The sequence below is a fragment of the Methylobacterium sp. Leaf399 genome (assembly GCF_001424525.1).
In the GTDB taxonomy this organism is placed as follows: domain Bacteria; phylum Pseudomonadota; class Alphaproteobacteria; order Rhizobiales; family Beijerinckiaceae; genus Methylobacterium.
This window is the reverse complement of sequence record NZ_LMQK01000023.1, coordinates 87,526-100,791: the sequence shown is the minus strand read 5'-3', so window position 1 is coordinate 100,791 and position 13,266 is coordinate 87,526. Positions and strand designations below refer to the sequence as shown.

Here is a 13,266-nt window from a genome sequence, read left to right as displayed (position 1 = left end):
CCGGAGGACACCGTCATGGCGCAGGAAAACAAGCGCGGCAGCCGCGAGGCCAAGAAGCCCAAGAAGGTCGTGACCAAGACGAACGCCGCAGCGCCCTCCACCAAGGACATGGTCAGCTCGGCGGTGAAGGCGGCCAAGAAGTAGGTCGCTACTCCACGCGATTGCCCTCGACGACGTTGCCGGTGGCATGGTCGTCGTCGTCGAGGCTGCTGCCGAACGGATATCCGGCATCGGCGTCGCAGTTCATGGTCCAGCCCCAGCCGCCGCGCGAGCCGACCTTGACGGGCTCGGAGCGCCACAGGCCGGTCTGGCGGAAGCTGTTGCCGGTGATGAGGTTGTCCGACGGCGTCTGGTGGCGGACCGTGCCGCCCTCGCCGCAGTTGCGGTAGAGGTGGATGCCGCCGCGAGACCCGAGCACGAAGCGGTTGCCGGTGATGGTGTTGCGGGCCGAACCGTCGACCGCCACCATTTCACGGCCCGCCGAGACCGCGAAGGTGTTGTTCGTGATGGTGTTGCCGCCGCTCTCGGCGTCGAGATACAGCGCCACCGCCGAGGAGGTGCCGTCCAGCGTCGAGCCCGACAGGGTCACGCCGGTGACGCCGGGCGCCAGATAGAGCGGGATTGCCCCGAGCGCGGTGAGGCGGGAATCGAGGATGCGGATCCGGCTCGGCGCCGCTCCCTGCGCCCGTTCGGTATGCCCTGGCCGGCGAGAGGATTGCCGCACAGCATCGCCCTGGCCGTTGAGCCCCATGCCCCAGATCCGGACGTTGCCGAGGATCGTACAGTCGCGCAGGGTCACGTCCACCGGCCGCTCCCAGTGCGGCGAGCCGGGGGTCGGCTGGCGCGAGCGGATCTCCACGGCGAAATCGCTGAACGCCGGCGGGGGATCGGTCCGGCCGAGGGTCGCCCCGGCGCAATCGAGGGTCACGCCCGAGGCCGCACTCCCTTCGAGGAGGATCTTGCGCGCGATCCGGTCCCCGGGACGCAGGCGGATCGAGCAGGTGAGGGAAACCGTGTCGTCGTCCGGACCCGGCGGCGCCAGGAGCCGGGCCCTGGCCTCGGCGCCGCAGGGAGGCGAGGCCGTCGCCGGTGCGGTGAGCGAAACGGACACGACCAGGGCGGCCAGGAACGGGACTGCGATCATCGCCTGCACCTGCCCCCGTAATGCGGCGGAAGACCGGCTTTCGCCGCCAGCGGGCGATGGACGACGCCGTCGGCCACGGCTGGTCTCATGACATTTCCGGTTGATCGCGTCGTGATGCGGACATGGGCTTCGCTCAGGCGCCGCGCGGGCTCGGTGATACCGTTCCCGCTCGATCCAAGCGGAAACCGTATCGCCGGGAGATCGTCACCCCCTCGGCCCGGTCGATCACGACGCGGTGTTCAGTCGGCGATGGCGATGATAGGGCTCGACCCGGACGGCTCGATGACATCGGCCGGAGGCCGACCAACCGTCGATAAGGACCGCAGTCGGAGTGTCCGATAAGCTCCCCATTGCTGCCATCGCGCTGCCGCGCCTGCGATTCTCCCGCGATCCGAGGATCGTCGGCACGGAACACGACCCGCTGTTCGAGGCCGTCTGCCAGGTCGCGAGATCCCTGTTCGACCTCCCCGTCGCCGCGGTCTCGCTGGTCGCGGCCGACCGGGTCCGGTTCGGGACGGTCTGCGGCCCGTCCCTCGACGGGGCTGGCAAGGACGACCCGTTTTCCCGTCATGCCATCGCGTCGGACGACGTCTTCGTGGTCGAGGATGCGAGCCGCGATCCGCGCTTCTCGCGGCTGAAGCTCGTCGCCGGGCCACCGGGCATCCGCTTCTACGCCGGCGCCGCGCTGACCCTGGAGTCCGGGCTGCGGGTCGGAACGCTCTGCGTCCTGGACGTGACGGCACGCACGTTCCGCGCCGATCGACGCCGCCGCCTCCGGGATCTGGCCGCGGTCGTCTCGGCGCACCTGCAAATCCATTCCCTGGGTCCGCATCCCGATCGGAGCGCAAAGGCGCGGGATGCCGGAGAACCGCATGGCCGGACATCCGACGCCGAGGCCGACGATGTCCTTCCGGTGGCGCGACGGTTCGGGGAAGTCGGGCACATCCGTCTCGAATGGCCGACCGGCGACCGGGCCTGGTCGGCCGAGGCGCGCCGGATCTACGGGTTCGGTCCCGACGAGGCCGCGCCGGGCCTCGACCAGATGCTCCTGCGCCATCATCCCGACGACCGCGAGCGGGCGCGCGCCATCGTCGCCGCGGCGAGTGCCGCGAGAAGGGGCTTCCATTACGAGGCGCGGATCGTCGGGCCCTCCGGAGACATCCGATCCGTCGTGGTCGGTGCCACCTGCGAAACGGCCGTCGACCGGCCCGACGCCTTCGTCATCGTCACCGAGGACGTGACCGACCCGCCCGACTGCGAGGCGAGACGCGCGGTACGCGAAAGCCAGGCCCGGCTCATCGTCGAAGGCCTGACCGTCTGTGCGATCTCCCTGCTCGACCCCAATGGAATCGTGATCGACTGGCACGCCGGCGGCGAGCGCATCTTCGGCTACAAGCCGGAGGAGATCGTCGGCCGTCATCTGTCGCACCTGCGTCCCGACGACGACCGGGCCGACGCCTCGGCGAAGGCCATCGTCGCGGCGGCACGGGCGAGGGGCCGGGCGGAAGTCGAAGGCTGGCGCCAGCACAATGACGGCACGCGCTTCTGGGCGAGCGACCTCCTCGAACCGCTGCGCGACGGCGCGGGCCGCCTCGTCGGGTTCGTCTGTCTCAGTCGCGACGTCACGAGCCGGAGACAGAGGGCCGAGGCGCTGCGGATCAGCGAGGCGCGCTATCGCCAGATGGCCGACAGCGCCAGCGACATGATCGTGCGGCTCGATCGCGAGGGCCGACGCACCTACGTCTCGCCCGCCTCCCGAGCCCTCATCGACTACGCCCCGGAAGAACTGATCGGCCTGAGCCCGCGCGACGGCATCCATCCCGACGACGTGCCGGCGTTCGATCGGATGATCGCGGGCCTCGTCTCCGGCGAGCGCGACCGGGCGGTGGCCGTGAGCCGGCTGCGCCACCGGGACGGGCGCTGGATCTGGGTCGAGGCCTCGCTGCAGATCCAGCGGGACGCCCGGGGCAGGCCGGACGGCTTCATCACTGCGGTCCGCGACACCTCGCAGCGTCGCCGGGCCGAGGAGGCCCTGCGCGAAAGCGAGGCCCGCTACCGCATCCTGGCCGACACCCTGCCGCAGATGGTCTGGATCATGGACCGCGACAGCCGCGACACGGTCTATGCCAACCGCCGCTTCGAGACCTACCACGGTCGGATCGGGACCACCTTCGTGGATCGGCTGGCCTGCTACCATCCCGACGACCGCGCTCCGATCGAGCGGGCCTGGAACGACGGGACGATCGCCTCGGACGGTCGATGGGAGGCCGACGTGCGCCTGGCCGGGGAGGACGGTGCTCATCGCTGGCACCGGCTGGTGATCGTTCCGATCAGGCGCGACGGCGAGGTTGTGAACTGGCTGGGGACCGCCCTCGACATCCACGACGCGGTGACCGACCGCGACGCCCTGCGCCAATCGGCCGACCTGTTGCGGATCGCGCAGACGGCGGCCGGCGCGGGCACCTGGGACGTGGTGTTCGCCGACGGCGCTATCGCCGCGGTCATCCTGTCCCCCGAGAGCGCGGCCATGCACGGGCTCGAGGGCGACGGGCCGGCGACGATGACCGCCGACACCTGGAGCGGGCTCGTCCACCCCCACGATGCCGACCTCGTGTGGGCCGCGGTGAGGCGCGCCGTGGAGACCGGCGAGAGCTACTCGGCCGAATTCCGCGTGCTGCTGCCCGATGGCGGCATCCGTTGGCTCCACGGGATCGGGAGCGCGTATGTCGATGCGCAGGGCCATCCCCTGCGCATGGTCGGACTGAACTTCGACGTCGACCGGCGCAAGCACGCCGAGGCGGTGCTGATCGAGGCCGGCCATGCCGCCGAAGCGGCCCGCATCGAGGCGGAGGCGGCGAATGCCGCGAAGTCCGATTTCCTGGCGGCCATGAGCCACGAGATCCGGACCCCGCTCAACAGCATCATCGGCTACACCGAGATGCTGCTGGACGAGCCCGGGCAGGGCGCGCCGGACCGGATCAAGCTCGGCCGCATCCTCGGTTCGGGCCGCGCGCTGCTCACCATCGTCAACGACGTCCTCGATTTCTCGAAGATCGAGGCCGGCCGCGTCGAGCTCGAACCGGAGGCGTTCTCGCTGTCCGCGCTCGTGGCCGACACCATGGCGATGATCAGCGGCCTCGTGGCCGACAAGCCCCTCGCGTTGCGGACCGACATCGACCCGGACCTGCCACGGACACTGGTGGGAGACCAGAACCGCCTGCGCCAGGTGCTGTTGAACCTCCTCAACAACGCGGTGAAGTTCACTCACGCCGGCGAGGTGGTGCTCACCCTGCGCGGGGAGAGACGCAAGGCGGGCACGCTGCACCTGCGCTGCGAGGTCGGCGACACCGGCATCGGGGTTCCGCAGGACAGGCGCGACCGGCTGTTCCTGCGCTTCAGCCAGGTCGACGGCTCGATCTCGCGCCGCTTCGGAGGAACCGGACTCGGGCTCGCCATCAGCAGGAGCCTCGTCGAACTGATGGGCGGGCGGATCGGGATGGAGAGCCGGCCGGGGGGGGGCTCGACCTTCTGGTTCACGGTGGACCTCGCGATCGGCGCTTCGGTACCGGCGGCGGCCGATGTCGCGCCCCATCCGGCCGCAGCGCACCGCCCCGCCAGGATCCTGCTGGTGGAGGACGTGATGACGAACCAGGAGATCGCCATGGCGGTCCTGGCCGGTGCCGGGCACGAGGTCGACGTCGCCTGCGACGGCGCCGAGGCGGTCCATGCGGCCCAGCGCACCCTCTACGACGTCATCCTGATGGACGTGCAGATGCCGGTCATGGACGGCTTGGAGGCCACCGCCCGCATCCGCGCGATGGGTGGACGCCGAGCGACCATCCCGATCCTGGCGCTGACCGCCAACGTGCTGCCCGATCAGGTGGCGGCGTTCAAGGCGGCCGGCATGGTCGACCACGTCGGCAAGCCGTTCCGAAGGGCGGAACTGCTCGCGGCCGTGGCCCGGTGGACCGCGTCCGAACAGGGCACGGCGGCCGGCCCCGCCGCGGTCGACCGCGCGACCTTCGACGAACTCAGGGACCTGCTCGGGGGCGAGAAGCTCGCCCGGATGCTGTGCGATCTCGACGGCGTCCTCAGGACCGGCTTCCTGCTCGAACCGGCCACGCACCAAACCTTCGCCGACCCGGAGCGCGACCTGGCGGGGATCGCGCACAGGCTCATCTCCTCGGCGGGCATGCTGGGGTTCACGCCCCTGTCGGAGACCTGCCGGGCCTTCGAGCGCGCCAGCCGGGCCGGCACCCTGACACAGGGCGACATCGAGGAGGCGGCAGAGGCGAGCCGCCTGGCGCTGGCCGCGATGGCCGGCCTGCACCGCGACCTCGGCACCCCCGTCGCGGCGCAACCGGTGCGACAGGCGTCCTGACCACCACCGGCGACGGGCGCTCATCACGGCGCCCGTGGGGGGCATCGTTTCCGATCTCGCACCGGCGACGGGCGACGCCTACGTCGTCGCGGCGATCTGCCCGGAGAAGGGCAGGGGGCCGGTCTCGTCATACCCCGCTGCGACGCCTCGGCGATCAACGCGCACCGCGCCGAGATCGGCCGCAGCGTCGATCCCACCGCCCACGCCGTGCTCATCCTCGACGGAGCCGGCCGGCACAGCGCTCACGGCCTCGCCGTGCCCAGCAAAGTACGGCCGAGCAAGGGGCATGCGCGCGGTCGAACCGAGACGGGCCGCCCCGCAAAGGGCGTTGGACTGTACCGACGAAGGGTTTCACCCCAGAATTGAGTGTAAAATTGCAACGTTTTATTAACGGAACGGTTTTTGCTGCACCGCCGTTGTGAGCGGGTGTCGGCACGGCGCCGGCACGAAACGATGTCGTCCGTGGCTTCCGGTCCTGGGTAATGCGATGTCGTCGAGATCGGGATGGCATCGCGCGCTTTGGTAAAAGCGCAGCCTTACAACATGAACGCCGAATATTATGAGGTCGATGCGCTCTTCAGACCGGGATCGCTTCTGGCAATATAAGTCAATCTTGATCAATTATGCTCACTTCGTATAAATATAACCGGTTTGATTTTATCGAACACTTGTATTACCGTTAACGATCTGCACGACGTCGAGCGATTCGAAATCGCCATATCATCGGCAGAGCGCGAGGAAACACTACCGACGCGCGTGGCCCCGAACGACTTCAACCCTTGAAGCATCGGGACTGTCGCACCCCCGCCGGACTTCCGTTTCTTCTTGCAAGGGCCCTCCCCATGACCCCGAAATCCTCCACCTCCGCTTCGGCGGGGCCTCTTGTTGCGCCGCACAACGGGCACAACCGAAATCATACGCGGATGGTCCGCATCTCCGCCTATTCCGTCGCGACGGTGCTGGCGTTGCTGATGACGACGGCGACCTTGCCGCCGCTGTTGGCCGACCAGTCCGACCGGGCGGTGATCAACGCGCCGATCAGCCTCCTCACCGCGCCCATCGCCGGCGAGATGACCGAGATCGCCCCCGGCATCGGGCAACGGCTGGCGCCCGGCGAAACCGTGGCGCGCATCCACAACGCCCGCATCGACCGCACCACCCTGATCACCCTGGACGGCAAGGTCTCCGAACTGCGCGGCTCCCTTCTCGCTGCCCGGCAGAAGCGGGAATCCGACGAGGCCTACGTCGCGGCGCTGGATGCCGAGATCAAGCGGCAGGTCGAGCAGACCGTGGCCAAGCTCGAAGGCGAGGTGACGGAGGCCAGGGCCCGTGTCGGGGTGGCCAACGCCGAGGGTCAATCGACCAAGGCGGTGGTCGACCGCCAGCAGTCGATGGTCGACCGCAACGCCGCCAGCATCGATCTGGTGCGCCCCACCCAGTACAAGCTCGAGGCGGCCCGGTTCGACAAGGATGCCGAGAGCGCCAAGCTCGCGCAGAAGTCCGCCGAACTCGCCGCGGTGCGCAAGAACGTCTTCGTCGGCAACCAGTCCAACAGCCTCGCCGTCCTCACGCAGAAGCGGCGCGACCTCGCCTTCGACGCCCAGCGCCTGGCGATCGAGGAGACCCAGCTCACCTCCAGCCTGAAGACCCAGACGGCCCTGCTCGACGCGGAGCGCAAGCGCCTCGACAGCCTCACCGACGCGCAGTTGCGCGCGACGAACGGCGGCGTCGTCCTCAGCCTCGGCGCAGCGCAGGGGCGCCACGTCAATCCCGGCGATTCCGTCGCCACGCTGGTCGATTGCGAGCAGGCCTTCGCGGTGGGCATCTTCTCGTATCGTCAGGCGCAGGATCTCGCCGTCGGCACTCCGGTGACGATCTCGTCCGCCGGTTCGAGCGAGCCGCAGCCGGGCCGGGTGAGCGAGATCCTGCCAAAGACCAGCGACAAGACCGACCAGCAATACGCGGTGCCGTTCCCCCAGACCGAGCGGCGCGAGATGTACGTGCTCGTCAGCCTCGACCGTGCCGAGGGTGATGCATCCACCGATCGCCCGCGGCCGCAGGCCCGCACCAGTCCCTGCTCCGTCGGCCAGTGGGTGACGATCACCCGCGAGAACGGCTGGATCCCCTCGGCCTCGGTGGCGTGGAAAGCGGTGGCGTCGGGCTTCACCGGCCCGGAGGCGCAGGCCGGCTGGACGGCCGTCAGCACGAACGTCCGCGAGGTCGCCGTCACCATGTCCCACGGCATCCGCAGGGTCGCCGCCTGGATCTCGCCGGTGAGCGATGCGGATGCGGCCCGCGACGAAGGCCACGACGGTCGCCGGGCCGAGACTCTGCGGTGATCGTGCGGATCGCCGCCGTCGCCCTGATGCTGGCCGCCATGCCCGCGGCGGCCGGCCCGCGCCACCCGACCGCCACGCCGCTCTGCGCGGCGCTCGGCGCGGGCGTCGATGCGGCCGGCTCCGGCCCGGTGTTCGTCGCCAGCTACCGGCCGGGGGAGGGCGAGGCGGAATTGCCGCTTCCCCTGCGCCAATCGGCCTTCACCTACGACAACGCGCTGGCGGCCATCGCCCTGGTGGCCTGCGGCGACGTCCCCCGCGCCCGGCGGATCGGCGACGCCCTCCTGCATGGGCTGTCCCACGACCGCACCTTCTCGGACGGGCGGGTGCGCAACGCCTACCGCGCCGGCCCCGTCGGCGACGGACCGCCGCCGATGCCGGGCTGGTGGGACGCTAAGAAGAACCTCTGGGCCGAAGACGCCTACCAGGACGGCACCGCCACCGGCAACGTCGCCTGGGCCGCCCTGGCGCTCCTCACCCTCGACCAGGCCGCCCCCGACGGCGGCTACCGGACCGGTGCGCGCCGGATGCTCGGCTGGATCGGCGAGCACACCCGCGACCGCCGCCCCCCGGAAGGGTTTTCGGGCGGGGTCGACGGGTTCGACCCGGTGCAGACGCCGCTCGCCTGGAAGTCCACCGAGCACAACCTCGACGTCCACGCCGTCGCCGCCTGGCTCCACCGCCTCGACGGCCGCCCGGAGGACGCCGCCACGGCGAAGACCGCCCGCGGCTTCCTCGATGCGGCCTTCGTGGCCGATCCCGGCCTGTTCCGCCTCGGCACCGTGCCGGACGGCGCCCTGCAGCCCATCGCTCACACCGCGCTCGACACCCAGCTCTGGCCGCTGATCGGCGTTCTCGGGGCGCCCGCGTCCTGGCGGGCCGCCTACGCCTATGCCGAGGCCCACATGGGGGTGCCCGGCGGCTTCGACTTCAACGAGGATCGCGACGGACTCTGGATCGAGGGGACGGCGCAGGCGGCACTGACCCTGCGGGCGCTCGGCAGGGTGCCGGAGGCCATGCGGCTCCTCGACGGGCTGTCAGGGCAGGTCTCGCCATCCGGATACCTCTACGCCGCGAACGTGGCCCGCCTCACCACCGGTATCGCCATCGGCCCGGCGAGCAAGGAACCGGACTTCTTCTACTTCCGCCGGCCGCACCTCGGCGCGACCGCCTGGGCCGCGCTCGCCGCCACCGGCTGGAACCCCTTCACCGGCCGGACCGCGGAGTAGACGACGATGTTCGAAGCCCCCACCGACGTCGCCGCGGTTCTCACCCTGGATCTCGGCATCCTGCTCGGCATCCTGGTGATGGCGGGCCTGCTCGACAGGGCGAGCGCGGCCTCCCGCGTCCTGTTCGGCGCGGTCACCGCCACCTTCATCCTCTGCTACGCGCTCTGGCGCTGGCACGACACGCTGCCGCGGATCGAGCCCGGCCTCGACAAGCTGTGGCCGTACCTGTTCTTCGGCTTCGAGATGGTGGCGATCCTCTACACGCTGATGTCGATCGTCATCCTGGTCCGGTTCAAGGATCGCTCGGCCGAGGCCGACCGCGAGGGCGCCAGGCTCGCCGCCAGCGGCGAGTGGCCGGCGGTGGACATCTTCATCTGTACCTACAACGAGCCCCTCGACGTGGTCGAGAAGTCGATCATCCCGGCCCTGGCCGTGGACTATCCCAACGTCACCGTCTGGGTCTGCGACGACACCCGCCGCGCCTGGCTCAAGGATTTCTGCGAGGAGGTCGGGGCCAATTATCTCACCCGGGCCGACAACGAGGGCGCGAAGGCGGGCAACCTCAACAACGCCCTGCGCCTAACCGAAACACGCAGCAACGCGCCGATCATACTCGTGCTCGATGCCGACTTCGCGGTGGCGCCCAACATCCTCAAGCGGGCGGTGGGGCTGTTCCACGACCCGCGCTGCGCCGTGGTGCAGACCCCGCAGTTCTTCTTCAACGCCGATCCGATCCAGCACAACCTGATGGCCGCCGACGCCTGGGTCGACGACCAGCGCATCTTCTTCGACGTGTTCCAGCCGGCCAAGGACGCCTGGGGCTGCGCCTTCTGCGTCGGCACCTCGTTCCTGGTGCGCCGGGACCGCGTCAACGAGATGGGCGGCTTCCCCCACGACGCGATCTGCGAGGACATCAACCTCACCTATTCGCTGATGCGCCACGGCTACCGGACCCATTGGCTGAACGAGCGCCTCAGCGCCGGCCTCTCGGCGGAGGGCCTGCCGGAGTACATCACCCAGCGCACGCGCTGGTGCCTCGGCACGATCCAGGTGGCGCTCCTGAAGCAGGGCCCGTTCCGCGGTCCCGGCTATGCGATGCGGGAGCGGCTGCACTACCTGCACGGGGTGCTGAACTGGCTGTGCAAGCCGTTCATCGTGCTGATGCTGGTGGCCCCGTCGATCTACTGGTTCTTCGACATGCCGGCCTTCTATGCCGACTACCTGTCGTTCCTGCGCTACGGCCTGCCGGCGCTGCTGGCTTTGTGGGTCTACAGCGGCTGGGTCTCCGGGCGGCGCACCCTGCCGCTGTTCATGGAGGTGACCCACATCATGACCGCGCTGGCCATCACCGTCACGCTCGTCTCGGCGGCGATCCGCCCGTTCGGGCGGCCCTTCAAGGTGACCGACAAGGGCGGCGACCGCTCGGTCTCGACGGTGCGCGGACGCATGGCGGCGGGCTTCGGCGGGATCGCACTGCTCTCGGCGGCCTCGATCGTGTGGTCGTTCGTCTCGCCCGTCGGAGCCACCGAAATCTCGCCCCTCGACTACTTCAACCTGATCTGGGCCGGCGTCGCGATGGCGTTCACCTTCGTCGCCTTCCTCGTCTGCTTCGAGCGGCCGCGGGGCGCCGAGGAATTCGCCGTCGACGAACCGGCCGAGATCCAGATCGGGGGTGCCACCTACGACGGGACACTGACGAGCCTCGGGATGACCACGGCGCACCTGCGGCTGCGGGGCGACCCCGACATCCTCGTCCCCGGCGATGCCCTGCGGGTGCACGTCGCGCCGGCGGGCTGGATCGCCGCGCGGCTCACCGCCTCCGCCGACGGGACGCTTGCCGTCGGACTGGAGCCCGACCGGCGCCAGCGCCACAGCCTGATCCTGCGGCTGTTCACGACCGACATCGACCCGATCGCCCGCACCGCGAACCTGCGGGTGGCCCTGCGCGGCCTGATCCACCGGTGCTTCCAGGCGGCCTAGCGTCCGGACGTATAACGGTGGCGCGAACGGCGCGGGTGTGATTCGGGGTATCTGTGAGAGGAGCCAGTAGACCAGGTTTGGCTGACGGAGGTGCAGCTTGCGAAGGATCGCGGCGCATTCGCCCACGGACACGCGGGGCATCGAGCGGGCGGATGATCGGTCGCCTCGAGGACTTCTGCCGCATCGCCACACGCCACGACCGCGTGGAGACCAACGATCTCGCCGCCGTCTGCTTCGCCGTAACGTCGGCGGCTGGTTATGAGGCCGGCAGCTGAAGACCTCTGACTCAGGAAGAACACGAGAGCGACTGCAATCGGTTGTACGAGCTCTCGACCACCTCCCATGCGTGCACGGGAAAGCCTCGACCTCGCCGCCGGAAATCGAACCCGGCGGCGAGTTCGGTCACGTGGCGGTTCAGCAGTCGTTGCTGCCGGGCTTCACGACCTGGCCCTCGGCAGGCTTCTTTTCGCCGGGGGCGGGCTGCGTGTTCGCGCCGACGTTGTTCATCGCGCCGACCGTACCGGGCGATTCCGCCTTCGCGCCGGGCGTCACCTTGGCATCGGAGGCGCCGTCGACCTTCGAACTCTTGTCGGCGGATGCCTGGCTGCCCTGGCTGTTGGTGGTCGTTCCGACGGCACAAGGGGCCGCCAGGGCCGTGGCGGCCGTGAGCGTCGAAAGGGCGGTGGCGGCAACCAGTGTGCGAAGAAGGGTCATCTGTGGTCCTTGGATGAGTGTTCGTGACCGTCAACCAAGGGAAGGTTCGGCCTGTTCCTCCAGCGTGGCGTCACAAGCTTTGCCCGCGGCGGCGTTCCAAAGATGCGCGATGGGTCGCCGAGCCGAAGGGCGACAAGCCGGGACCAGGGTTCGGGGGATCGCGTCGCGCCTCACGGTCGCGGCCGGTGGTTCCCGGCGGACGGCCTCACCATTTGCAGGGGGACCGGAAACAGCGACCGAGAGCCGAGCATGCGCATCACCCTCCTGGCGACCGCGGCCATGCTCCTGATGGTGCAGTCCGGACCTTCGACGGCGCAGCCCCGTGGGGGCGCCGACCCTCATGGGGCGCAGTGGCACCATCGGTCGATGGGCGCGAAGGTCGGACGCGGTGCGGCGAACGCAGAGATCGTCGGTCGCAAGCCTCGCGTCTGCCACAGGCCCGATGTCGGGCGCTTCTCCCGGCTCGTCCCCTATTCCTGCTGAGGCGGCGCAGGACGGGAAGACATCGAGCCGGGCACGCTCAGCGTCCGATCCTCGTGGGCTTCACGTGGAGGAAGCTGCGTTCGCCGATCGCCGCCTCGGCGATCTGGTCGATGGCGTCCAAGAGCTCGGATACCCTCCTGGGCTCCGTCGTCCGCACCAGCGGTGCGACATGGACCCGGCGCGTATCCGTCCGGCCGGCGATGAGCTGAGCCTCGCTCAGGCGATCGAAATTGCGTCCGGGCATGATCACTCCTCGTGGAGGGAGACTGTCCGCAACATGGTTAACCGTTGGTTACCGACCTCGGCTGCGCAGCGGCCCCGGGCAGGGTTCGTGACAGTGGCGACCGGCAGTCCGATCAGGTCGCGGCGAGGGGATGCAGCCGCAGCCGTCCGGCGTTGTGGCCGGCCTCGAACCACGCCCGCTCGGCCTCCCACGGATGGCCGGCCCAGCCTGCGAACCCGAACCCGTAGACGTCGATGGGGGGCAGGCAAGCGGCCCGGTCCTCCAGGACGGCGAGCGCGACGAGAAAGCCGGTGCTCGGGTTCGGGGAGGCGCAGCCGCGCGCGACCAGCAGGTGCCGGGCGCGGTCATGCAGCGTCGACGGCAGGAGCCGGACCGGCCGGTCGACGAGGCGACCCTGCAACGGCGCCGTCCAGCACACCCGCTCGTGCGCCCCTTCCTCGTCCGGTGCGAGTTCGGGAAACGGCAGCAGGAAGCCGCCGGACTGCCTGACGACCGGGCGATCGAGGAAGCCCCCGTCCTCGACCCAGGCGCGCGCCTGCCCGCCGCGATTGACGAGGGCGAGGACCGTCACCCGCGAGCCCGCCGCGCCGCCGAACCCGCAAGCATTGTTGAAGCGCACCACGCAATCGGCCGCGTCGATCGCCCGGCCCCGGTCGCCGATCTCGCGTGCATTGCCGACGATGGCGACGCGCGATCCGTCGAAGGCGGGGAACGGCGGCATGGGGACGGATTCCTCGAGGCGGTCTGCGACCTTT

10 protein-coding genes and 1 pseudogene are annotated in these 13,266 nt (G+C 69.9%); 7 read left to right on the top strand and 4 right to left on the bottom strand.

Features of this window, described 5'->3' with window-relative positions; genetic code table 11:
* Nucleotides 1-15: 15 nt before the first annotated feature.
* A complete protein-coding gene (locus ASG40_RS22405) occupies nucleotides 16-144 on the top strand; it encodes a hypothetical protein (protein ID WP_274533829.1) in 129 nt (42 codons plus the stop codon).
* A gap of 4 nt (nucleotides 145-148) precedes the next feature.
* Here the strand turns inward: ASG40_RS22405 and ASG40_RS11600 are convergent, their stop codons facing one another.
* Nucleotides 149-1,144, bottom strand: coding sequence for a right-handed parallel beta-helix repeat-containing protein (locus tag ASG40_RS11600; protein WP_156387684.1), 996 nt, complete (start codon nucleotides 1,142-1,144; stop codon nucleotides 149-151).
* A 331-nt stretch (nucleotides 1,145-1,475) separates the two neighbouring features.
* Between ASG40_RS11600 and ASG40_RS11595 the strand changes: the two genes are divergently transcribed.
* From ASG40_RS11595 to ASG40_RS22400, 6 genes and pseudogenes are all read left to right on the top strand, one after another.
* Nucleotides 1,476-5,525 carry a PAS domain S-box protein gene (locus tag ASG40_RS11595; protein ID WP_055885527.1) on the top strand — a complete coding sequence of 1,350 codons (4,050 nt, stop codon included), beginning with the start codon at nucleotides 1,476-1,478 and terminating at the stop codon, nucleotides 5,523-5,525.
* Between the two features lie 67 nt (nucleotides 5,526-5,592).
* A pseudogene (locus ASG40_RS22200) lies at nucleotides 5,593-5,795 on the top strand (IS630 family transposase); the annotation flags it as partial.
* A 653-nt stretch (nucleotides 5,796-6,448) separates the two neighbouring features.
* The gene (locus ASG40_RS11585) at nucleotides 6,449-7,864 is read left to right on the top strand and encodes an HlyD family efflux transporter periplasmic adaptor subunit (RefSeq protein WP_055885521.1); all 1,416 of its coding nucleotides are present in this window, start codon (nucleotides 6,449-6,451) and stop codon (nucleotides 7,862-7,864) included.
* A 38-nt stretch (nucleotides 7,865-7,902) separates the two neighbouring features.
* A complete protein-coding gene (locus tag ASG40_RS11580; protein ID WP_055886374.1) occupies nucleotides 7,903-9,090 on the top strand; it encodes a hypothetical protein in 1,188 nt (395 codons plus the stop codon).
* 6 nt (nucleotides 9,091-9,096) lie between these two features.
* Nucleotides 9,097-11,070 carry a glycosyltransferase family 2 protein gene (locus ASG40_RS11575; protein ID WP_055885519.1) on the top strand — a complete coding sequence of 658 codons (1,974 nt, stop codon included), beginning with the start codon at nucleotides 9,097-9,099 and terminating at the stop codon, nucleotides 11,068-11,070.
* 152 nt (nucleotides 11,071-11,222) lie between these two features.
* Nucleotides 11,223-11,345, top strand: a complete 123-nt coding sequence (locus ASG40_RS22400) for a hypothetical protein (RefSeq protein ID WP_274533833.1) — start codon at nucleotides 11,223-11,225, stop codon at nucleotides 11,343-11,345.
* A gap of 139 nt (nucleotides 11,346-11,484) precedes the next feature.
* Here ASG40_RS22400 and ASG40_RS11570 read toward each other — a convergent pair whose 3' ends face one another.
* The 3 genes from ASG40_RS11570 to ASG40_RS11555 form a co-directional block, all read right to left on the bottom strand.
* Entirely contained in the window at nucleotides 11,485-11,784 is a 300-nt protein-coding gene (locus tag ASG40_RS11570; protein WP_055885516.1) for a hypothetical protein, read from the bottom strand.
* A gap of 520 nt (nucleotides 11,785-12,304) precedes the next feature.
* Nucleotides 12,305-12,511, bottom strand: a complete 207-nt coding sequence (locus ASG40_RS11560) for a hypothetical protein (RefSeq protein ID WP_055886372.1) — start codon at nucleotides 12,509-12,511, stop codon at nucleotides 12,305-12,307.
* 112 nt (nucleotides 12,512-12,623) lie between these two features.
* Nucleotides 12,624-13,232 carry a hypothetical protein gene (locus ASG40_RS11555; RefSeq protein WP_055885510.1) on the bottom strand — a complete coding sequence of 203 codons (609 nt, stop codon included), beginning with the start codon at nucleotides 13,230-13,232 and terminating at the stop codon, nucleotides 12,624-12,626.
* Nucleotides 13,233-13,266: the final 34 nt, after the last annotated feature.